The sequence below is a fragment of the Tropicimonas sp. IMCC6043 genome, assembly GCF_004146235.1.
Taxonomy (GTDB): domain Bacteria; phylum Pseudomonadota; class Alphaproteobacteria; order Rhodobacterales; family Rhodobacteraceae; genus Tropicimonas.
Genome location: NZ_SELO01000027.1, coordinates 1 through 20,407 on the forward strand (window position 1 = coordinate 1; position 20,407 = coordinate 20,407).

Below are 20,407 nucleotides of genomic sequence, written 5' to 3' on the forward strand. Positions count from 1 at the left end.
GTCGCCCCCTCCACCCGAAGCATCTCCGGATGCGCCAGAACCATCCCCTCGATCATCTCCGGAATGATCGCCTCGGGCGCGTTCATCAGCTTCTTCGTGTGCGTCTCGCTCATGCCGTCTTCCTCCCTGCGCGTATCAGCGGCCTTCGATGAATCTGCGGGCCGCGGCCACTGTCTGGTCGAGCCAGGGCTGCTCCTGCGCCATCGCCTCCTCGAGCGAATTGCCGAGCGGCAGCCAATGTTCGACGAGGACGCTCATGTCCTTGTCGCAATGGGCGAGCTGGTCGAGGATCCACGGGATGTCGGCCCGTCCGGTGCCGAGCGGCACGCCACGAATGCGGAAACCGACGCCATAGGGATCGGGCTCGATCACGTAGTCCTTGAGATGCAGGTTGATCGTATAGGGCGCGAGCATTGCGATGGTCTCTTCCGGCCATTCCTTGGCACAGATCGAGTTCGCCACGTCGAGGCAGATGCCGAGCGCCGGATCGTCCACCGCCTTCAGCAACTCCACCATGCGCGGCGAGGGGTAGTTGAAGTGGTTCTCGATGGCGATCCGGATTCCCGCTTCCTTCGCATCCTCAACCAGCGGGCGAAGCTGCTCGGCGAGCTCCGGCACCGGGATCTGCGCGTCGGCGGCATCGAGCGCGACACGCAGGATCTTCGAGGAGATGACCTTGCAGATCTCGATATAGCGCGACACCTGCTCGGCGTTGAAGCACTGGGTGCCGACCTCGAGCGTGATGCCCTTTTCGCGGGCCATCGCCGCGAGCCGCTCCAGATCTTCGGGCGAGAGCGCTTCGAGCGGCATGTTGTCGGCATACTGGATCAGGTCCAGCCCCATTTTTTCGGCGGCTTCCAGCACGTCGAACGGGGTCATCGGGTGCGCGGGCACCTGATCCTTGATCCCGATGTTCCAGCGATAGGCATAACTCCCAAGGCCAAGGCGCATGATTTTCTCCTCCGTCCATTCCGCGGGGCGCCGCAGATGAGTATACAACAGCGTATACGTTATATCGTCATCGGCGCCATGCAAGCCGGTTCGTCTTCTGGAACAAAAGGGTCGCACTTGAATATGTAGCTCTCCTAAACAACTTTGTAATTCTCGTTTGTTTCGGCGCCGCGCCGGAAACGGCATGATCGTCTCCACCGGATGCAAAGACGCATCCGAAGGGAGGAGCAATGGCGATCGAAGCTTTGGCCGACAGGCGGTCGAATGTCTCATTGGCGCGCCGCGCCTACAATATCCGCCGCAAGGCCATCCAGATGGGCGAGGTTCAGGGGCAGGGCTATGTCGGCCAGGCGCTCGGCGTCGCGGATGTTCTGGCCGTGTCATTCTTTCACGCGGTCGAATACCGCGCGGAAGAGCCCGAGTGGGAAGGGCGCGATCGGTATCAGCTTTCCATCGGTCACTATGCCATCGCCTTCTACGCGGCGTTGATGGAGGCCGGAATTCTCCCCGAAGAGGAGTTGGGCACCTACGGAATGGACGACTCGCGGATGCCGATGTCCGGCATGGCGAGCTACACTCCCGGCATGGAGATGAGCGGCGGCTCGCTCGGTCTCGGCCTCTCGGTCGCCGTCGGTCGCGCCCTCGGGCTCAAGCGCAAGGGCAACCCGGCGCTGGTCTTCAACCTGATGTCGGATGGCGAACTCGGCGAGGGGTCGACCTGGGAGGCGACAATGGGCGCCGCGCATCACAAGCTCGACAACCTCATCTGCATCGTCGACTTCAACAACCAGCAGGCCGATGGCGCCTCCACCGGCATGCTCTCCGCCGAACCGATCGACGCGAAGTTCGCCGCCTTCGGTTGGTTCACGCAGAGGGTGAACGGCAACGACATCCCGGCCCTCGTGAAGGCCTTCGACGCCGCCCGCGCCCATGACGGGCCGGAGCCGCGCGTGATCGTCTGCGACACGCGGATGTGCAATGGCGTGCCGTTCCTCGAGGAACGCGAGATCACCCATTTCGTGCGGGTCGAGCCCGACGAATGGCAGAAGGCCCTGGCCGTGCTTGACGAGGAGGCTCCGGAATGAGTGCCGCAACCCGCGCCCGCAAATACGAGGCTCGCAGTGTGCCGCAGGGCCAAAAAGCGACCTCCGCGATGATCGCCTCGCTCGAGGCGGAAGGCTACGAGACCGTCGCCGCACCGTTCGGACACGCGCTGAACGCCGCGGCCGCGAAGGACGAGCGCATCGTCGGCCTCTCCGCGGACCTGTCGAAATACACCGACCTGCACATCTTCGCCAAGGCCAACCCGGACCGCTTCTACCAGATCGGCATGGCCGAACAGCTGCTCATGGGAACCGCGGCAGGGCTGGCGCATGAAGGCTTCATCCCCTTCGCCACGACCTATGCCGTCTTCGCCTCGCGCCGGGCCTATGATTTCGTCAGCCAGACGATCGCCGAGGAAGGCCTCCCGGTGAAGATCTGCTGCGCCCTGCCCGGCCTGACCTCGGGCTACGGACCGAGCCACCAGGCGACCGAGGACATCGCGATCTTCCGCGGCCTGCCCGACATTGCCATCGTCGATCCCTGCGATGCGACGGACGTGGCGCAGATGGTCCCCGAACTGGTGGCCTGGAACGGGCCTGCCTATGCCCGGCTGCTGCGCGGCAATGTGGCCAGCGTGCTCACGAAGCACAAGCCGGACTACCGGTTCAAGCTCGGCAAGGCGCAGATGATCCGAGAGGGCAAGGACGTCCTCGTGATCTCGACCGGCATCATGACGATGCGCGCACTCGATGCGGCCGAGGATCTCGCGAAGGACGGCATCGACGTCGCCGTCCTGCACTGTCCGACGATCAAGCCGCTCGACGCCGGAACCATCCTCGCCGAGGCCGGCAAGGGACGGCTCTGCGTCGTGGCCGAGAACCACACCAAGCTCGGCGGTCTGGGCGAGGCGGTTGCCACGACGCTGCTGACGGCGGGCGTGGCGCCGGTCTTCCGCCAGATCGGCCTGCCGGATGAATTCCTCGAAGCCGGCGCCCTGCCGACGCTGCACGACATGTATGGCATCAGCCGCCGCGCGGTGGCCGACCAGATCAAGGGCTGGCTCTGAGAGCCCAGCAAGAACGGAGAAGATAGATGGGACTACTTGAAGGCAAGTTTGCCGTCATCACCGGCGCCGCCTCGCCACGCGGCCTCGGCAAGGCCACCGCGAAACTGTTCGCAGAGCATGGCGCGACCGTTGCCATTCTCGACCTCGATGAGGCACAGGCGGAAGCCGCCGCGGCCGATCTCGGCCCGCAGCATGTCGGGATGGCCTGCAATGTTGTCGACAAGGCACAGACGCAGCAGGTCATGGACGCGCTGATCGCCAAATGGGGCCAGATCGACATTCTCGTGAACAATGCCGGCATCACCCAGCCGCTGAAGTTCATGGAAATCGAGCCCGAGAACTACGACGCGGTGACCGATGTCAGCCTGCGCGGCACGCTCTATTGCACGCAGGCGGTGGTGCCGCATATGCGCTCCCGCAAGTCCGGCTCGATCGTCAACATGTCGTCGGTCTCCGCGCAGCGCGGCGGCGGCATCTTTGGCGGTCCGCACTATTCCGCGGCCAAGGCCGGCGTGCTCGGCCTGACCAAGGCCAGCGCCCGCGAACTTGCCCCGGACAATGTACGCGTCAACGCGATCTGCCCGGGCTTCATCGCCACCGACATTACCCAGGGAAAGCTGACGCCGGAGATGAAGGCGCAGGTTCTCGCAGGAATCCCGATGGGCCGCGCCGGCGAGGCGTCGGACGTCGCAGGCTGCGCGCTGTTCCTCGCCTCAGACCTCTCTGCCTATTGCACCGGCACCGAGGTCGACGTGAACGGCGGCTCGCTCATTCACTGAACGACAGCGCCGCCGCGCGTCCGGAGGAGGATGCGCGGCGGACCGGAAGACCCCGCGGCGGACAGGCCGCGGTCCACACATACATCCAGAGGAGGAAACTCAATGCAGAGAACGCTTATCACGGCCCTGATGGGCGCCACGATGCTGGCAGGCGCGGCGCAAGCCGACGAAGTCATCTTCGCCCATGGCTCCAACCCCGGAAACCCGCGCTACGTCGCGGCCGAGAAATGGGCCGAGCTCTTCACCGCCTGCACCGGCGGCGCGCACACCGTCAACGTCGCACCTTCGGCGACGCTCGGCGACGATGCCGAGATGCTGACCTCGGCCTCTGCCGGCGTGATCCAGATCACCGCCAACAGCCAGGGCGCGATGTCCCAGATCGTGCCGGAAATCGGGCTGCTCGGCCTGCCCTTCCTGTTCAATGACCTGCCAACGGCCTGGGCCGTGCTCGACGGCGAGGTCGGCGAGACGCTCGACGCCCGCGCCAACAATGCCGGGCTCAAGATCATCGGCTTCTGGGACAACGGCATCCGGAACATCACCCATCTGACCAAGAACGTGCCCAGCCCGGCGGATCTCGACGGCATGAAGATCCGCACGCCCCCGGATCAGATGACCGTCGACATCTTCGAGGCGCTCGGCGCCGCGCCGGCTCCGCTCGCCTGGTCCGAACTGCCGACCGCGCTGGAATCGGGCGTGTTCGACGGGCAGGAGAACCCGCTCGTGAACATCTACTCGGCCAAGCTGCACGAGATCACGCCCTTCGTCACCATGACCGGCCACAAATACGAGACGACCCCGGTCGTCGCGGGACTCGGCTGGTGGTCGGGCCTCGACGAGGCCACGCAGGCCTGCGTGCTCGAAGCCACCGCGGAAGCCGGCCAGATGCAACGCCAGATGGTTGCGGATTCCGACGCCGAGCTGAAGCCGAAGATGGAAGCCGAAGGCGCCACCTTCGCCGATGCCGACAAGGCCGCCTATCAGGAAGCGACGCAATCGGTCTACGACAAGTATGCCGAGACCTATCCTGAGCTGGTCGCCGCGCTCCGCAAGGCCGCGGGTCTCGAATGACCAGGGGCGACACACCGTCCCCGGAACGCGACGGGGAGGGGCGGCAACGCCCCTTCCTCGCCTGGGTGACCGGGATCTCGTCCCTCCTGGACTGGAGCGGCCGGATCATCGCCGCCATCTGCCTTGGCTTCATCTTCGTCACGCTGCTGACCAATGTCACGCTGCGCTACGCCTTCGGCTCCGGTATCGCCTGGGCTTACGAGATCCACGCCCTGCTGCTGCCCTGGCTCGTCGGCGGCGGGATCGTCATCGCCGCGGCGCGCGGCCGCAACATCGCGATCACGCTGATGCCCGACCTGCTGTCGCAGAACGCCCGGCGCATCCTGTCCCTTGCGATCAACGTCGTGATCCTCGTCATCTCGGTCGAGGTGCTGAGATCCAGCACGCCGATCCTCAACGCCTCGAAATTCCAGACGCTGTCGACGCTCGGCGTCAAGCAGTACTGGGGCTATCTCAGCCTGTTCTACGCCTTCGCCGGCATGGCGGTGATCGCCGTGGTCGACATCATCCGCACCTTCGCGGGCGAGGACCTGCACGCCACCGACTACGAAACCACCAGCCTTAGCTAACGGAGGAACCGCAATGACCGCCCCCCTGATCTGGGTCTTCTTCGGCCTGCTGGCCTTCTCCGTCCCGGTGGCGCATGCGATGCTCGGCGGCGTCGCCGCGGCGCTCATCGTCGACGGCAAGCCGCTCGCGGTCATCGTCCAGCGACTCTATACGCCGACGCAATCCTTCCCGATGCTCGCCATCCCCTTCTTCATCATGGCCGGCTCGCTGATGATGTCGGGCAAGTTCGGCGTCTATCTCGTCAACATCGCCCGCCTCCTGGTCGGCAACTTCCGAGGCGGTCTCGGCCAGGTGACGATCATCGGCTCGGTGATGTTCGGCGGCGTGTCGGGCTCGGCAGTGGCCGACGCCTCCGCGCTCGGCAACGCCCTGATCCCGGTGCAGAAGAAAGAGGGCTATCCCGGCGGGTTCTCCGCGGCGGTCAACTCCGCGGCCTCGACCGTCTCGGTGCTGATCCCGCCCTCGATCCCGCTCATCCTCTTCGGGCTCGTCTCGAACGTTTCCATCGTCGACCTATTCGTCGCAGGCATCCTGCCCGGCCTGATGCTCGGCGTCGGCATGTTCGTCGCCGTCGGCCTCGTGGCCCGCGCGATCAACCTGCCCCGCTCGCCCCTGCCCGGCGGCTTCAAGGCGTTCAAGTCCCAGGTCTTCATCGCCATCCCGGCCCTCCTGATGCCGGTCTTCGTCATCGGCACCCTGCGTTTCGGCATTGCCACGCCGACCGAGGTCTCAGTCATGGCCGTGGCCTATGCGCTCCTCGTCTCGGGCCTGCTCTACCGCGACCTGACGTGGAAGGGCATCTGGGATGCCTCCGTCGAGACGGCGATGATGACGGGCGCGGTGATGTTCATCATCATGGCCTCCTCGACCATCCAGTGGGTGCTGACCGCAGAACGCGTGCCGCAGGACCTCGCCGTCTGGGTCGCCGCGACCTTCTCCGAGCCCTGGATGGTCATCATCGCGCTCAATGTCGTGATGCTCATCGTCGGTGCTTTCCTCGACCTGCCGGCCGCCGTTCTGCTGCTCGGCCCGCTCTTCGTGACCATTGCCCAGTCGATCGGGCTGGATCTCGTGCAGCTCGGGCTGATGATGGTGGTCAACCTAGCCATCGGCCTCTACACCCCCCCAGTGGGCACGACGCTCTTCATCTCGACAGCGATCGCGCGCTGCCGCATCGGCGACACGGTGCGGGCGCTGCTTCCCTTCTACGGAGTCGCGATCATCGTGCTCCTGCTGATCTCCTACGTGCCGGCCCTCACCCTCTACTAGGGAGAGGGTCAACCGGGCGGGCCGGACCCCGCCATGCCGTTCTCTCCCACCGGCACCGGCCCGCCCACCCCGTCGAAGCGACATCCCGCCGCCTTTAGGAAGGTCCGGATCTCGGCCTCGTGCCGGGCGCCTTCCGCCACCACCCAGTCGGTGAAGAGCCGGACGATCCGCCGGTTCATGTGGCGCGGCGGGCAGACGATCCGGTAGCCCGGAAACTCGATCACCGCGAGGTCGGGCGAAAGCGGCACCAACCGGCCCTCCGACAGTTCGCGCCAGGCAAGTGTCGCGCTCTCCAGAGCCACGCCGGCGCCATCCGCGGCAAGCTGGATCGCCATCGAGGAGCGGTCGAAACGCAGCGAATAGACCGAGGGGACCTCGCTGACCCCGCGATGGGTGAGCCAGGCATCCCAGCGGACGAAGGTCTTGACGCTGTCGATCAGCCGCGCCTGCGCGATCTGGTCCATCGGATCGGTGGCGCGGTCCCGCAATTCCGCGAGATACCCCGGCGAGACCAGCGGCAGGACGAAATCTCGCATCACGACGGTCTCGTGCATGCCCGGTTCGGCGAAGTAGCTGTAGCGCAGGTCGAGATCGACCAGCTCGGTCTCGAAGTCGCTGAATTCCGGGGTCGCATCGACGCGGACGCTCCAGTCGTGGTGTTTCTCGAGGAAGGACTTGATCCGCGGACCCAGCCAGCGCACGCCGAAAGTCGGGCTTGCGCGCATGATGAACTGGCGCTGCTGGTGCTGGCGAACGATCGCCGAATGCACGTCCGCCACCATCCGGAAGGCCCGCGAGACCGAGTAGTAGAGCCGCTCGCCCTCCTCCGTCGGCACCAGCCGGCGGTTGTCGCGCCGGAACAGAAGCACGCCGAACTGCTGTTCCAGAAGCCGGATCTGCTGGCTCACCGCCGAGGTCGTTACCTGAAGCTCCGCAGCGGCCTTCGACACCCGGCCAAGCCGCGCGACCGCCTCGAAATGGCGCATCGCGTTGAGGTTGATGTCCTTGAGCATGGGCCTCTCCCCGGTTCCACCGCAAGCTTGGAGCATCTTTCAACAATTCGCGTGGCTCTGCCACCCGGAGGTCTGCGCCGGGACGCCGGCGCCGGATGCCGGCGCGCTCGACGAGCCGACCCTCATCGCAGACCCTCGCGACGTCTTCGAGGAGAGCCCCAGCTCCGGGGCACCGCTTGAGCTGACGGAAGATCCAAGATCCCGCACCGTCTTTCATCCAAGCCTGATGAGCCGAGCTTATGAGAAAAGGAGACCGCGCGCGTCGCGCGGTCTCCTCTCATGAAAGGTAGTCTGGTGCTGGGCCTCAGCTCACCACGTCGCGATAGGTGATCTCCTTCTGATCGGTGCCTGTCTTCTGGCGCCGCACGATCAGACGGTTGAGCGCGGCGACGTAGGCCTTGGCCGAGGCGACGACCGTATCGGTGTCGGCCGACTGGCCGGTGACGATCCGCCCGTCCTCCTCGAGCCGCACCGAAACCGTCGCCTGCGCGTCCGTGCCGCGGGTCACCGCGTGGACCTGGTAGAGCTTCAGATGCGCGTTGTGCGGGAAGATCTGCTTCACCGCGTTGAAGGTCGCATCGACCGGCCCGTCGCCCGAGGCCGAGACCATGTGGTCCACCCCGTCGACGCTCATCACCAAGTCCGCCGATTGTGGCGCCTGGGTGCCGCAGATCACCCGCAGGAATTTCACCTTCAGGTGGTCGTCGACCTCGCTCCCGGCGTCGCGCATCAGCGCGATCAGGTCGTCGTCATAGACCTCCTTCTTGCGGTCGGCGAGTTCCTTGAAGCGGACAAAGACGTCCTTCAGCTGGTTGTCGCCCAGGTCGTAGCCCAGATCGTGCAGCTTGGCGCGCAGCGCCGCGCGGCCCGAATGCTTGCCCATCACCAGGTTGGTCGCCGACAGGCCCACATCCTCGGGCCGCATGATCTCGAAGTTTAGCGGGTTCTTCAGCATCCCGTCCTGGTGGATGCCGCTCTCGTGGGCGAAAGCGTTCTTGCCGACGATGGCCTTGTTGAACTGCACCTGGAAGCCCGAGACATCGGCAACGCGGCGCGAGATGTTCATGATCTTCGTGGTGTCGATCCCGGTCGTGTAGGGCAGGATGTCGTTGCGGACCTTCATCGCCATCACCACCTCTTCCAGCGAAGTGTTGCCGGCGCGCTCGCCGAGCCCGTTGATGGTGCATTCGATCTGCCGCGCGCCCGCCTCAACCGCGGCCAGCGAGTTGGCCGTCGCCATGCCGAGGTCGTTGTGGCAATGGGTTGCGAAGATGATCTCGTCGGCGCCCGGCACACGTTCCAGCAGCATCCGGATCAGGTCCGCGCTCTCGCGCGGCGCGGTGTAGCCCACCGTGTCGGGGATGTTGATCGTGGTGGCGCCGGCCTTGATGGCGATCTCGACCACTCGGCACAGGTAATCATGCTCGGTCCGCGTCGCGTCCATCGGAGACCACTGCACGTTGTCGCAAAGGTTGCGGGCATGGGTGACCGTCTCGTGGATCCGCTCGGCCATCTCGTCCATGTTCAGGTTCGGAATCATTCGGTGCATCGGCGAGGTGCCGATGAAGGTGTGGATGCGCGGCCGCTCGGAATGGCGCACGGCCTCCCAGCAGCGATCGATATCCTTGAAATTCGCGCGGGCGAGGCCGCAGATCACGGCGTTCTGCGTCACCTCGGCAATGTCGCGCACCGCCTCGAAATCGCCCTCCGAGGCGATCGGGAAGCCGGCCTCGATGATGTCCACGCCCATCTCGTCGAGCATCTGGGCGATTTCCAGCTTCTCGTCATGGGTCATGGTCGCGCCCGGGCTCTGTTCGCCGTCGCGCAGGGTCGTGTCGAAAATCACGACGCGGTCTTGGGTGTCAGTCATGTCTTGGGTCCTTGATGTCCTTCAATCCGAGGCGCGGTAGCCAGATCCTCTGAGCGGACGCGCCGGAAGGGCACGCTCAGAGGCGGCTAAGGAGAAGGAGGCCGGCAAGCGGGCACGGCTGCGCGGGGGCAGCGGCCAGAGGGATATGCCGGATCAACGTCATGCCGGCGACTATAGCCACGGAAACGGGAAAGAAAAGGTTGAAATTGGCCATGTCGGCGTCGCCCGTCCGACTGGCTTCGGAAAAAATCCGGAACAATCCCCCGCCCGCTCCGTTGTCACTGCACAGCCCGCAAGGGAAACTCAACAGACCGAAGGAGAAACGCCATGCTTGGTTGGGCCCTGACATTTCTTGTGATCGCACTGATCGCCGCGGTCTTCGGCTTTGGCGGCATCGCCAGCGCTTCGGCAGGCATCGCGCAGATCCTGTTCGTCATCTTCCTGGTGTTGTTTGCCGTCGCCATGGTCGCCCGGGCGCTGCGCGGCCGCACGCCGTAACGCCCCGCGGTCCGACCGGCCGCACCAGTCCATCGAAATCCGGGATCTCGCCGTTCGGCCCTTTGGGCCGGGCCGGCGAGTTGCGTCCCGAAAACCAAAATAATTGATAAAGGAGGTACATCATGAGCGAAGCGCTCAAGATCATCCCAACCGACACCGACGTCAAAACCGGGATCCGCGACTCCGAGGCGATCGCCAAGGGGCTCGCCGACATCCTGTCCGACACCTATTCGCTGCTTCTGAAGACCCACGCCTATCACTGGAACGTGGAGGGTCCGCTCTTCTACGCGATGCACAACCTCACCGAGGAGCAGTATGGCGACATGTTCGAGGCCACCGACGTGCTGGCCGAGCGCATCCGAGCCCTGGGCCACCTCGCGCCGATGAAGATTGCGGATATCGTCGAGACCTCGGTGATCACCGATCTGGACGGCACCCCGTCGGCCGGCGACATGGCCAGCGATCTTGCCGGCGATCACGAGCGCGTCGCCCACAGGCTGCGTGCGCTGATCGAGATCGCGGAAGCACGGAAGGACGCGGTCACCGCCGACCTCGCCACCGCGCGCGCCGCGTTCCACGAGAAGGCGGCCTGGATGCTGCGCTCGATCGCGGCCGCGTAGACCGGCATCACACGAACCGACACAGGAACGGCACGCCGCCCCGTCGCGGGGCCGGCGTCCCGACAACGAAAACCGAAAGGAAAGACAATGAACTGGGACCAGATCCAAGGCAACTGGAAGGAAATGAAGGGCAAAGCGCTCGAGAAATGGGGTCAGCTCACCGACGACGAACTGACCGAGGCCAAGGGCGACCGCGAGAAGCTCGAGGGCCTGTTGCAGACGAAATACGGCAACACCAAGGAGGAGGCCCGGGAGGCGGTTGATCGCTGGATGGCGGAGGCCTGAGCCATGGCCGATCTCGACTCCGTTCGACAATCCCCGGAGAAGGCGGTGCTCGACGCGCTCGACGCGACGCGCGCCGGCATGCTCCACGTCGAGGGAAGCGACCTGCATCCGCAGCCGATGACGCACCATCTGGATCGCGTCGGCGGCCAGCTCTGGTTCATCGCCGACCGCTATACCGACCTTGTCGGGGCGGTCGGCCAGGGCGCGGAGGCGCGGTTCACCGTCACGACAAAGGCGCAGGACATCTATCTGAGCCTCGTCGGGCCGATCGAGCAGGTGGAGAACGAGGACCGGCTGACGGAACTCTGGACTCCGGTCGCCTCGGCATTCTTCGACGGCGAGAGCCCTGTCGAGGCCGAGCGCGCAATTCTTCTGAGGCTGACATTCCGGGAGGCCGCAATCTGGGCCAGCCCGCGAAACCCGGTGATCCTGGGCCTTCAATTCCTGCGTGCCGCCACCGGCGGCAGCAGCGATGATCTCGGCTACCACACCATCGTGAATCTGGCGGCGTGATCCGCCCTCTGCCCGAGTCCAGACACATGATCGAAAAGGCCCCGACGGCAGAACCGTCGGGGCCTTTCTCGTCGCGCTGACGCCGTCATTCGGCTGCCGGAAAAGAAAAGCGCCGGGAAGCCCGGCGCTTTCGATCTTGTTTCGGTGAGACGCGATCACTCGGAGAGGACGAAGGGACCGGTGTATTTGTCCACGTTGTCCGGGGTGATCAGCAGGCAGTCGAAAAGCTGCTTCTCTTCGGCGACCATCGGTGTGCCGTTCTTGATGTAGTAGTCAGCCTGCTTGACGGCCTCTGCCGAGAAGACGGCGACCGGCTGGAGGACCGAATAGGCCATCTCGCCGGCCTTGATCGCCTCGACGGCATCGGGCGAACCGTCGAACCCGCCGACCGTCACCTTGTCGAGCATGCCGGCTTCCTTGAGCGCGGCGATGGCGCCAAGTGCCATCTCGTCATTGCCGGAGATCACGGCGGTGAAGTCCGGGTTCGCCTGGATGATCGACTGCATCTTGTTGTAGCCCTGGGTGCGATCCCAGTTGGCCACTTCCTCGGCGACTTTCTCGAGGCCCGGATACTGGCTGATCACCGTCTCGTAGCCGTTCGAGCGGGTGGCGGCGTTGTTGTCGGCCGGGTTGCCGAAGAACTCGACATATTTGGCCTCGTCGCCGACCAGTTCGACCCACTGCACCGCGCCCATGGCCGCGCCCTGCGCGTTGTTGGACACGAGCTGGCCGATCGCCAGGCCGCTTTCGTTGATCTCGGCATTGACGAGGAAGACCGGGATGCCCGCGTCGACGGCTTTCTTCACCGCACCGATCGAACCGTCGGCATTGGCCGGGTCGAGGATGATCGCGGCCGACTTGTTGGTGATCGCGGCGTCGATCAGGTTGCTCTCGACATTGGTGTCGCCCTTGTGCGCGGACACGTTGGCCTCGTAGCCCAGTTCCTCGGCGGTCGCCTTGGCCACCTCGCCCTCAGTGAACCAGTAGGGGTTCGCCGGGTCGGTCACGATGATCGACATAAGCCCCTCTGCCCAGCCCGAGCCGGCCATCAGCGGCAGCGCGGCAGCGGCGGCGAGCAGCGTGCGTTTGGTAATCTTCATCATTTGGGGTCCTCTCCCTCTTGGTTGCGAAACACCGGGTGTCCGGCGATGCTTTCCGCGCCCGGGGCCTCCTCCGACCTCCTGGGCGCGAAAACTGGTGGTATCGGGGCGGGGCACCGGCTCAGCGGCCGGCCCTTCCGCCGTATTGGATCGAGTTCAGCATCACGGCGAGCACGATGACAGCGCCGGTGAAAACCGTCTGCCAGTAGGACGAGACGCCGATGATGACGAGGCCGTCAGACAGGAAGCCGATGACGAAGGCGCCGAGCATGGTGCCGCGCACCGTGCCGCGCCCGCCCATCAGCGAGGCGCCGCCAACCACGACCGCCGCGATCGCGGTCAGTTCGTAGGTGAAGCCCGCGGTCGGGCCGGCAGAGGTGAGCTGCGAGCTCAGCACCAGACCGGCGATGGCAGCACAGGCGCCCGAGAGCATGTAGACGATGATCTTCACGCGCTTAACCGGCACGCCCGAAAGCTCGGCCGCATTCTCGTTGCCGCCCGAGGAATAGAGCCAGCGGCCGAAGGCGGTGCGGGTAAGCAGCAGGCCGGTGGCGACCGCGATGATCGCGAGGATGATGACGCCGATCGGCACACCGGCAATACGGTTGAAGCCGATCCAGTCAAAGCCGGTATTGCCGAGCGAGGGATCGCCCGAGAGGTTGTTGTAGGTCAGCCCGTTGGTCATCAGCAGCGCCACGCCGCGCGCAACATAGAGCGAGCCGAGCGTGGCCACGAAGGCGGGCACCTTGAAATAGGCGATCAGCACGCCGTTCACAGCGCCGACGAAGGCACCGAGCGCGATGGTCAGGACCACCACGGCCCAGACCGGCGGATAGAGAATGACACCGGCCCATTGCAGTTCCACACCCTGCAGCAGGAACCCCGCGAAGACGCCGGAAAGGCCCAGCACCGAGCCCACCGAGAGGTCGATGCCCGCATTCAGGATGACCAGCATCATGCCGATCGCCAGCAGGCCGAAGATCGCCACGTGGTTGGCCATGATCAGGAAGTTGCCGATCGTGGCATAGTTGGGCGACAGGAACGAGAAGGTGACGATGATGGCGATCAGCGCGAAAAAGGCGCGGCCCTCGAGCAGAACATGCACGAGGCTGAAATTGTCGCCAAACAGCGCCGAAAGGCCACCGCCCGCGCGCTTCTTGTCTGTCGTGACGTCGGTCATGGTGCGTGCTCCGTATCAGTGCGGCGCCGACGGACCGGTGTCCCGGTCCATGTCGACGATGGCGCGTGCGGTGGGTTCGTCGATGATCAATCCGTTCAGAAGGCCGGTGTTCAGGACGGCGCGGATCGCCTCGACCTTGATGCGACCGCCGGCGATGGCCACGATCCGGCGGGTGCGCAGGACATCGCGCGGCAGCGTGATGACGCGCCGCGTCGCCTCCGTCTCGACCGGCTGTCCGGCGGCATCAAAGAAATGGCCGAGCAACTCGCCGACGCCGCCGGCGTCAGCGATGGACTGCATCTCGTCCGGCTCCATCATCCCGGTCGTCACCAGTTCGGCCTCGCCGGCCGTGGTGCCGATACCCGCCAGCAGCAGGTCGCTCTCACCGGCCAGATCATAGGCGCGCTTCGCCTCCTTCTGACCGAGCAGGACCGCCCGATCAGCCTCGCTGTTGGCCATGAAGGGCAACGGCATCGCCTCGGCCGCCGCGCCGGTGAGCCCGGCCATGCGGTGGACGATCTCGTGCGGGTTGGCATCGGCGCTGCGCGTCAGCCCGCCCATCAGCGACACCAGCTTCAGCTTCGGAGCACGCCGCGCCGGCATCGTCTCGACGCAGGCAAGCAGGGTGCGGCCATGGCCGGCGCCGATCACCAGCCCGGGCGTGGCCGCAATCTGCTCGGCGATGAACGCCCCGCCGGCCTGCCCCAGCGGCCCGAGCGGAAGCTCGTTCTGGTGTAGGTCGCTCACCACTTCACAGATCTCGAGGCCGAAGGTCTCGGTCAGGTGCTGCCGGAGGTCGACCTCTCCCGACGCGGCCATGATTTGTTCCTTGGTCGCGTCCGGGCCAAACTCGGCCGAGATCCGGCCCTTGTGCATGACAATGATGCGATGGGCGATGGACAGGCATTCGTTGACCTCGGAGGTCGAGAACAGCACCGCCAGCCCCTTTTTCGCACCCTCGGCCAGAAGGCCGAAGACCTCCGCCTTGGCGCCAATGTCGATGCCACGGGAGGGTTCGTCGAGCAGCACCACGCCGGGGCCGGTTGCCAGCATCTTGCCGATCACGACTTTCTGCTGGTTGCCGCCCGAGAGCGAGCCGATGGCGGCACCGCCGCCGCTGGTCTTGATCGTGACCTCGCGGATCGTCTTGTCGATGATCGCCTCCTCGGCCTTGCGCGAGGTGAAGAGGCCGCGGGTGAAGGCGCCGATACTGGCGAGCGAAAGGTTTCGCCCGACCGTCATGGTCTGCACCAGCCCGTCGCGCTGCCGGTCTTCCGGGGTCAGCACAAGGCCCTTGGCGATCCGCTGCGCGATCGACAGCCCGGCGAGATCCTCGTCATGCAGCAGCACGCGCCCGCCGGAGCTTGCCAACCGCCCAGCGACGCATTCCATGAGCTCGGTCCGGCCCGCGCCCATCAGCCCGTAGATGCAGACGATCTCGCCCTGGCGCACATCGAGCGACAGACGGTCAACGACCGAATAGCCCTGGCGCCCCGGTGCCGGCACCGAGAGGTTTTCGAGTCGCAGCGCAACCGGGCCGAATTCGTAGCCCGAAGGGGGCGAGCCAAGGTCGAAATTCTCGCCGACCATGTTGCGCACGATCCACTCGAGGTCGATCTCGGCGCGCGGCGCCTTCGCGGTCATGTTGCCGTCGCGCAGGACCACCGCGTGGTCGGTGATCTGCAACGCCTCCTCGAGATGGTGCGAGATGTAGACGATCGAGACGCCGCGTGATTTCAGGTCGCGGATCACCTTGAACAGGACTTCCACCTCGGAGGCCGAGAGCGCCGAGGTCGGCTCGTCCATGATCAGGATGCGGGCATTGACCGAGAGGGCGCGGGCGATCTCGACGATCTGCTGCTGGCCCAACCGCAGGTCCTCGACCGGCGTCCGCGGATCGATATCCTCCTCGAGCTCCTGCATGAGCGCCCGGGTCTGGCGCTCCTCCTCGGCGAAATCGACGCCGGCGGGACCGGGAATCTCGCGCCCCATGAAGATGTTGTCGCGCACGTTCATGTTGCGCGCGAGGCTCAGCTCCTGGTGGATGATCGAGATGCCGAGATCGCGCGCCTCCACCGTCGAGTTGAGCGTTATGACACGTCCCTCCAGCTTCAGCTCGCCCGAGGTCGGCTGATAAACGCCCGAGAGGATCTTCATCAGCGTCGACTTTCCGGCGCCGTTCTCGCCGAAAAGCGTGGTCACCTGTCCGCGGCGGACCTCGAAATTCACCTTCTTGAGCGCCTTCACCGCACCCCAGGATTTCGAGACGTCATGCGCAGAGAGGACGACGTCGCCCGCCACCGGTGTGCCGTCGGCCATGTCGATCTCGCCCTGCCGGGTCATCCCTGCACCTCGAATGCGACGGGGGTGACGAGCCAGTTCTTCGGGTTGATCAGGTTGAAGACGCCGCTCACCGTCACGGTCTTGCCCGGCAGCGCGTCGCGGTCGAGCCCGTCGAGCACCTCGGCCGCCATCGCCCGGTTGATGCCGGAGCCGGCGTTCTGGAACTCGATCTGGTTCTTGAACTGACCGAAGGCGATGTCGCCGGGGAAATCGCGCAGGTCGGTTCCGTTGATCGCGGGGCCGGTTTGCACCCGAACCTTGGAGCCCTCCGGCAGGCCCGCGACGCTGACGTCGAAGATGCCGGACTTGCCCTCACCCACGACGCCGGTGAAGGTGACGGGCATCACCGCGCCGATGCTCGTCGGCGTGCCGTATTTCGCCATCGTCGCCTTCTTGTCCTCAGCGAGTTCGGTGGCGAGCTGGGCGGCATCCGGCGCGCGCTCGACGACGTCGTCGCGGATACGCGGGAATTGCTCGGTGCCATAGCGATCGGGGTTGAACGCCTGCTGGCGCAGATCCTCCTCGCCGCCGATGGTGACAACCTTGGTATCGAAGGCGATCGCGCCCAGGACGAGGACGATCACGGCCCCGAGGATCCACCTGGTGCGACCGGAACTGGAGGCCCTGCGCGCGTTGGAATCGGTTGCCGCCATGTCGAACTGTCCCCTCTTGATGCCCCGCGAGTGCCTTACATCGCGGCGCGACGAGCCGCCGGAAACACCGGGCCCGCCTCCCCAACCGCCTGACATGGCGGCGAAAACCTTTCTCGCAGAGAGGGCCGTCCGCCTCGTTCCCACGGCACGGCCGATCTCCTCCCCGACCCGGTCGACGGCCGCCTTACTCCTCCGCACGGCGTCGTGATGGGCCCCGGTTCGCAGCCATGGGCCGCCTCCGGTTGATCGAACCATAAATGAAAAATTTTGCTCTGTCTGCAAAAAAAATCACCCAAGGCGAGAAAACGTGCTATGACTTCGTCAGGAGAAGACAGCCGTTCCCGGCCAGGTCCGGCGCGAACCGGGCCTTGCGGACTGAGGCGATACGGGGCCTCCGGACACGGCGAATCACCGGCCGCGATGCGGGCGGCGGTCGGGGAGGAATCAGGGGCGATGGCGAAGAGCGACATCATCATCGGAATCGACGCTGGCACCTCGGTGCTGAAGGCGGTGGCCTTTGATCTGGCGGGCCGGCAGATCGGCATTTCCGCGGTGCGCAACGCCTACGACTCGACCGGCGACGGCGCCGTCACCCAGTCGATGCCGCGCACCTGGAACGATTGCGTCACGGCGCTGAGGGGCCTCGCGGAAACCGTCGAGGACCTCGCCGCCCGCACAGCCGCCATCGCCGTCACCGCGCAAGGCGACGGCACCTGGCTCGCGGATCGCGACAACGCGGCAGTGGCCGACGCCTGGATCTGGCTCGACGCCCGCGCCGCGCCGACCGTCGCCGAACTGGCGGCGAAACCGACCGACCGGGCGCGGTTCGAAGCCACCGGCACCGGCCTCAACACCTGCCAGCAGGGCGCACAGATCGCCCATATGGACCGGCATTTCCCGGACCTGCTCGATGCCGCGGACGTCGCGCTCCATTGCAAGGACTGGCTCTTCCTGAACCTTACCGGCGTTCGGGCCACCGACCCGTCCGAGATGAGCTTCACCTTCGGTGATTTCCGCACCCGGACCTATTCCGACACCGCGATCGACTCGCTCGGCCTCGCGCATCGCCGCCACCTGCTGCCGGAGGTGCTCGACGGCAGCGAGGTAACCTGCCCGCTCAGCCCGGAGGCGGCCGCCGCGACCGGGCTGCGCGCCGGCACGCCGGTCTCGCTCGGCTATGTCGACATGGTGATGACCGCGCTTGGCGCCGGCGTCCATACCGGCACGCCGGGCGCGGCCTGTTCCACGATCGGCTCGACCGGTGTCCACATGCGCGCGGTGACCCCGGCGGAAGTGACCCTCAACGCCAAGGGCACGGGCTACGTGATCTGCCTGCCGGTGCCGGACCTCGTGACTCAGGTGCAGACCAACATGGCCGCGACGCTCAATCTAGACTGGGCGCTGGCGCTCGCCGCGGACCTTGTCGGCGAGTTCGGCGAGACCCCAAGCCATGCCGACCTGGTCGCCCGGATCGACGAGTGGATGGCGCGGTCGCGGCCCGGCCGTGTGGTCTATCACCCCTATATCTCCGAGGCCGGCGAACGCGGCCCCTTCGTCAACGCCAACGCGCGGGCCGGCTTTACCGGCTTCAACGCCAACCACCGTTTCCCGGTGCTCCTGCGCGCCGTGATCGAGGGGCTCGGGATGGCGGCGCGGGACTGCTACGCGGCGATGAGCGACATGCCGCGCGAGCTGCGAATCACCGGCGGCGCGGCGCGGTCGGCCGCGCTGCGCCGGGTGCTCGCCGCCGCGCTCGACACGCCGGTCCGCGTCTCCGCGCGCGAGGAGGCCGGCGCGGCCGGCTGCGCGATGATGGCCGCCGTGGCGATCGGCGCATACCCGTCGATGGATGCCTGTATCGCCGACTGGACGACGCCGCTGCTCGGTGCGCCCGAGCCCCCCGACCCCGAACTGGTCGGTACCTATGACACCCTCTTTGCCGCCTATCGCGCGGCGCGGATCGGCCTCGAACCCGTCTGGGACGAGCTCGCCGCCAGCCGTGCGCCGGGCCGCTGAGGTCACGGACGAACAGACAGGCCGCGGTCACGCGCGGCGACGGGAGAAAGCAGATGACGGACATTCCTAAGGTCGACCTATTCGTGATCGGCGGTGGCATCAACGGCGCCGGGATCGCGCGCGATGCCGCCGGACGGGGCCTGAGCGTGGTGCTCTGCGAAAAGGACGACCTCGGCCAGGGAACCTCCTCCCGCTCGGGCAAGCTGGTGCATGGCGGGTTGCGCTACCTCGAATATTACGAGTTCCGACTGGTGCGCGAGGCGTTGATCGAGCGCGAAGTTCTGATGAACGCCGCGCCGCATATCATCTGGCCACTGCGCTTCGCGCTGCCGCATTCGCCCGAGGACCGGCCATTCTGGTTTATCCGCCTCGGCCTCTTCCTCTACGACCACCTCGGCGGGCGCAAGCGGCTCCCGGGCACGCGGCGGCTCAACATGCGGCGCGACCCCGAAGGCGCGGCGATCGTCGACAAATACCGCCGCGGGCTGGAATACTCCGACTGCTGGGTGGACGATGCGCGGCTCGTGCTGATCAACGCCGTGGACGCCGCCGAGCGCGGCGCGACGGTGCTGACCCGCTCTCCCTGCATCTCGGCGCGGCGCGAGGGCGGCGTGTGGCGGCTGAAGACCCGGGACAGCATGACCGGCGAGGAACGGGAATTCGAGGCCAGGATGGTCGTCAACGCCGCCGGCCCCTGGGTGATGGACGTCATCAACCGCGTGGCCGGCTCGAACTCGCGACGCAATATCAAGCTGGTCAAGGGCTCGCATATCATCGTCCCGAAATTCTGGGACACCCATAACGCCTACCTCGTGCAGAACACCGACAAGCGGGTGATCTTCATCAACCCCTACGAGGGCGATAAGGCTCTGATCGGCACGACAGACATCAACTACGAAGGCGATGCCGACGATGTCGTTTGCGAGGAGAGCGAGATCGAATACCTGATCAACGCCTGCAACCGTTACTTCAAGGAAAAGCTCCGCCGCGAGGATGTGCTGGTCTCCTTCTCCGGCGTCCGCCCGCTCTTCGACGACGGCAAAGGCAACCCCTCGGCGGTGACCCGCGACTACGTCTTCGATATCGACGAGACCGGCGGCGCGCCGCTCCTCAACATCTTCGGCGGCAAGATCACGACCTATCGCGAGCTCGCCGAGCGCGGGCTGAAGCGGATCGAGAAGTTCTTTCCGAAGATGGGCGGCGACTGGACACTGGGCGTTCCGATGCCGGGCGGCGACATGGAGAACGCCGATTTCGAGAGCTTCCGCAACAAGCTGAAATACGACTACCCTTGGATGCCGATGTCGCTCCGGCGCCACTACGCGCGGGTCTACGGCACGCGGATCACCCGGATCGTCGGTGAGGCGACGTCGGTCGAGGGGTTGGGGCGGCATTTTGGCGGTGATTTCTACGAGGCCGAGGCGCGCTACCTGATCCGAGAGGAATGGGCGAAGACGGTCGAAGACATCCTGTGGCGTCGAACCAAGCATATCCTGCACCTGACCAAGGACGAGCAGGCACGATTCGCCGAATGGTTCGACGGACACGTGGCCGAGGCGGCCTGAC

Annotated in this window: 19 protein-coding genes; 12 read left to right on the forward strand and 7 right to left on the reverse strand. The window is 65.8% G+C overall.

Annotated features, from left to right (window positions below):
• Positions 1-135: 135 nt before the first annotated feature.
• Entirely contained in the window at positions 136-951 is an 816-nt protein-coding gene (locus tag EU800_RS18990; protein WP_129634673.1) for a sugar phosphate isomerase/epimerase, read from the reverse strand.
• A 230-nt stretch (positions 952-1,181) separates the two neighbouring features.
• Between EU800_RS18990 and EU800_RS18995 the strand changes: the two genes are divergently transcribed.
• The 6 genes from EU800_RS18995 to EU800_RS19020 all read left to right on the forward strand — a co-directional run bounded on the left by EU800_RS18995 (position 1,182) and on the right by EU800_RS19020 (position 6,750).
• Positions 1,182-2,036, forward strand: coding sequence for a transketolase (locus tag EU800_RS18995; protein WP_129634676.1), 855 nt, complete (start codon positions 1,182-1,184; stop codon positions 2,034-2,036).
• Positions 2,033-3,061: a transketolase family protein gene (locus tag EU800_RS19000; RefSeq protein WP_129634678.1), complete on the forward strand. Its 1,029-nt coding sequence runs from the start codon at positions 2,033-2,035 to the stop codon at positions 3,059-3,061. Before EU800_RS18995 ends, EU800_RS19000 begins: the two co-directional genes overlap by 4 nt.
• Before the next feature lie 26 nt (positions 3,062-3,087).
• Positions 3,088-3,840, forward strand: coding sequence for an SDR family NAD(P)-dependent oxidoreductase (locus tag EU800_RS19005; protein ID WP_129634680.1), 753 nt, complete (start codon positions 3,088-3,090; stop codon positions 3,838-3,840).
• Between the two features lie 102 nt (positions 3,841-3,942).
• On the forward strand, positions 3,943-4,911 hold the full coding sequence (locus EU800_RS19010) for a TRAP transporter substrate-binding protein (protein ID WP_129634682.1): 969 nt from the start codon (positions 3,943-3,945) through the stop codon (positions 4,909-4,911).
• Positions 4,908-5,480: a TRAP transporter small permease gene (locus tag EU800_RS19015; protein ID WP_129634684.1), complete on the forward strand. Its 573-nt coding sequence runs from the start codon at positions 4,908-4,910 to the stop codon at positions 5,478-5,480. Before EU800_RS19010 ends, EU800_RS19015 begins: the two co-directional genes overlap by 4 nt.
• Before the next feature lie 13 nt (positions 5,481-5,493).
• On the forward strand, positions 5,494-6,750 hold the full coding sequence (locus EU800_RS19020; protein WP_129634686.1) for a TRAP transporter large permease: 1,257 nt from the start codon (positions 5,494-5,496) through the stop codon (positions 6,748-6,750).
• 8 nt (positions 6,751-6,758) lie between these two features.
• Here the strand turns inward: EU800_RS19020 and EU800_RS19025 are convergent, their stop codons facing one another.
• Both EU800_RS19025 and EU800_RS19030 read right to left on the reverse strand, forming a co-directional pair.
• Positions 6,759-7,763, reverse strand: a complete 1,005-nt coding sequence (locus tag EU800_RS19025; RefSeq protein ID WP_129634688.1) for a LysR substrate-binding domain-containing protein — start codon at positions 7,761-7,763, stop codon at positions 6,759-6,761.
• Positions 7,764-8,067: 304 nt separating this feature from the next.
• Complete coding sequence (locus tag EU800_RS19030; protein ID WP_129634690.1) at positions 8,068-9,633, reverse strand: 2-isopropylmalate synthase; 1,566 nt, start codon at positions 9,631-9,633, stop codon at positions 8,068-8,070.
• Between the two features lie 327 nt (positions 9,634-9,960).
• On the opposite strand from EU800_RS19030, the gene EU800_RS19035 reads away from it, so the two are divergent.
• The 4 genes from EU800_RS19035 to EU800_RS19050 all read left to right on the forward strand — a co-directional run bounded on the left by EU800_RS19035 (position 9,961) and on the right by EU800_RS19050 (position 11,549).
• The gene (locus EU800_RS19035; RefSeq protein WP_129634692.1) at positions 9,961-10,131 is read left to right on the forward strand and encodes a DUF1328 domain-containing protein; all 171 of its coding nucleotides are present in this window, start codon (positions 9,961-9,963) and stop codon (positions 10,129-10,131) included.
• Positions 10,132-10,253: 122 nt separating this feature from the next.
• Positions 10,254-10,751: a Dps family protein gene (locus tag EU800_RS19040; RefSeq protein WP_129634694.1), complete on the forward strand. Its 498-nt coding sequence runs from the start codon at positions 10,254-10,256 to the stop codon at positions 10,749-10,751.
• A gap of 87 nt (positions 10,752-10,838) precedes the next feature.
• On the forward strand, positions 10,839-11,036 hold the full coding sequence (locus EU800_RS19045) for a CsbD family protein (RefSeq protein ID WP_129634696.1): 198 nt from the start codon (positions 10,839-10,841) through the stop codon (positions 11,034-11,036).
• Positions 11,037-11,039: 3 nt separating this feature from the next.
• Complete coding sequence (locus tag EU800_RS19050) at positions 11,040-11,549, forward strand: pyridoxamine 5'-phosphate oxidase family protein (protein WP_129634698.1); 510 nt, start codon at positions 11,040-11,042, stop codon at positions 11,547-11,549.
• A gap of 155 nt (positions 11,550-11,704) precedes the next feature.
• Here the strand turns inward: EU800_RS19050 and EU800_RS19055 are convergent, their stop codons facing one another.
• The 4 genes from EU800_RS19055 to EU800_RS19070 all read right to left on the reverse strand — a co-directional run bounded on the left by EU800_RS19055 (position 11,705) and on the right by EU800_RS19070 (position 16,825).
• A complete protein-coding gene (locus tag EU800_RS19055; protein WP_242500634.1) occupies positions 11,705-12,649 on the reverse strand; it encodes a D-ribose ABC transporter substrate-binding protein in 945 nt (314 codons plus the stop codon).
• A 121-nt stretch (positions 12,650-12,770) separates the two neighbouring features.
• The gene (locus EU800_RS19060) at positions 12,771-13,829 is read right to left on the reverse strand and encodes an ABC transporter permease (protein ID WP_129634702.1); all 1,059 of its coding nucleotides are present in this window, start codon (positions 13,827-13,829) and stop codon (positions 12,771-12,773) included.
• Positions 13,830-13,844: 15 nt separating this feature from the next.
• Positions 13,845-16,172: a sugar-binding domain-containing protein gene (locus EU800_RS19065; RefSeq protein WP_242500635.1), complete on the reverse strand. Its 2,328-nt coding sequence runs from the start codon at positions 16,170-16,172 to the stop codon at positions 13,845-13,847.
• Positions 16,169-16,825: a DUF2291 family protein gene (locus tag EU800_RS19070; protein ID WP_129634704.1), complete on the reverse strand. Its 657-nt coding sequence runs from the start codon at positions 16,823-16,825 to the stop codon at positions 16,169-16,171. The genes EU800_RS19065 and EU800_RS19070 overlap by 4 nt, the downstream gene beginning before the upstream one ends.
• 453 nt (positions 16,826-17,278) lie before the next feature.
• Here EU800_RS19070 and EU800_RS19075 point away from each other — a divergent pair, with 453 nt between their 5' ends.
• Both EU800_RS19075 and EU800_RS19080 read left to right on the forward strand, forming a co-directional pair.
• Entirely contained in the window at positions 17,279-18,841 is a 1,563-nt protein-coding gene (locus EU800_RS19075; protein WP_129634706.1) for an FGGY-family carbohydrate kinase, read from the forward strand.
• 53 nt (positions 18,842-18,894) lie between these two features.
• Complete coding sequence (locus tag EU800_RS19080; protein WP_129634708.1) at positions 18,895-20,406, forward strand: glycerol-3-phosphate dehydrogenase; 1,512 nt, start codon at positions 18,895-18,897, stop codon at positions 20,404-20,406.
• Position 20,407: the final 1 nt, after the last annotated feature.

Bases quoted from the DNA above. Each gene is read 5' to 3' on its own strand.
- EU800_RS19005 (WP_129634680.1), top strand. From the start codon at position 3,088: ATGGGACTACTTGAAGGCAAGTTTGCCGTCATCACCGGCGCCGCCTCG.
- EU800_RS19050 (WP_129634698.1), top strand. From the start codon at position 11,040: ATGGCCGATCTCGACTCCGTTCGACAATCCCCGGAGAAGGCGGTGCTC.
- EU800_RS19040 (WP_129634694.1), top strand. From the start codon at position 10,254: ATGAGCGAAGCGCTCAAGATCATCCCAACCGACACCGACGTCAAAACC.
- EU800_RS19025 (WP_129634688.1), bottom strand. From the start codon at position 7,763: ATGCTCAAGGACATCAACCTCAACGCGATGCGCCATTTCGAGGCGGTC.
- EU800_RS19000 (WP_129634678.1), top strand. From the start codon at position 2,033: ATGAGTGCCGCAACCCGCGCCCGCAAATACGAGGCTCGCAGTGTGCCG.
- EU800_RS19035 (WP_129634692.1), top strand. From the start codon at position 9,961: ATGCTTGGTTGGGCCCTGACATTTCTTGTGATCGCACTGATCGCCGCG.
- EU800_RS19030 (WP_129634690.1), bottom strand. From the start codon at position 9,633: ATGACTGACACCCAAGACCGCGTCGTGATTTTCGACACGACCCTGCGC.
- EU800_RS19075 (WP_129634706.1), top strand. From the start codon at position 17,279: ATGGCGAAGAGCGACATCATCATCGGAATCGACGCTGGCACCTCGGTG.
- EU800_RS18995 (WP_129634676.1), top strand. From the start codon at position 1,182: ATGGCGATCGAAGCTTTGGCCGACAGGCGGTCGAATGTCTCATTGGCG.
- EU800_RS19080 (WP_129634708.1), top strand. From the start codon at position 18,895: ATGACGGACATTCCTAAGGTCGACCTATTCGTGATCGGCGGTGGCATC.
- EU800_RS19055 (WP_242500634.1), bottom strand. From the start codon at position 12,649: ATGAAGATTACCAAACGCACGCTGCTCGCCGCCGCTGCCGCGCTGCCG.
- EU800_RS19065 (WP_242500635.1), bottom strand. From the start codon at position 16,172: ATGACCCGGCAGGGCGAGATCGACATGGCCGACGGCACACCGGTGGCG.
- EU800_RS19015 (WP_129634684.1), top strand. From the start codon at position 4,908: ATGACCAGGGGCGACACACCGTCCCCGGAACGCGACGGGGAGGGGCGG.
- EU800_RS19060 (WP_129634702.1), bottom strand. From the start codon at position 13,829: ATGACCGACGTCACGACAGACAAGAAGCGCGCGGGCGGTGGCCTTTCG.
- EU800_RS19020 (WP_129634686.1), top strand. From the start codon at position 5,494: ATGACCGCCCCCCTGATCTGGGTCTTCTTCGGCCTGCTGGCCTTCTCC.
- EU800_RS19045 (WP_129634696.1), top strand. From the start codon at position 10,839: ATGAACTGGGACCAGATCCAAGGCAACTGGAAGGAAATGAAGGGCAAA.
- EU800_RS19070 (WP_129634704.1), bottom strand. From the start codon at position 16,825: ATGGCGGCAACCGATTCCAACGCGCGCAGGGCCTCCAGTTCCGGTCGC.
- EU800_RS18990 (WP_129634673.1), bottom strand. From the start codon at position 951: ATGCGCCTTGGCCTTGGGAGTTATGCCTATCGCTGGAACATCGGGATC.
- EU800_RS19010 (WP_129634682.1), top strand. From the start codon at position 3,943: ATGCAGAGAACGCTTATCACGGCCCTGATGGGCGCCACGATGCTGGCA.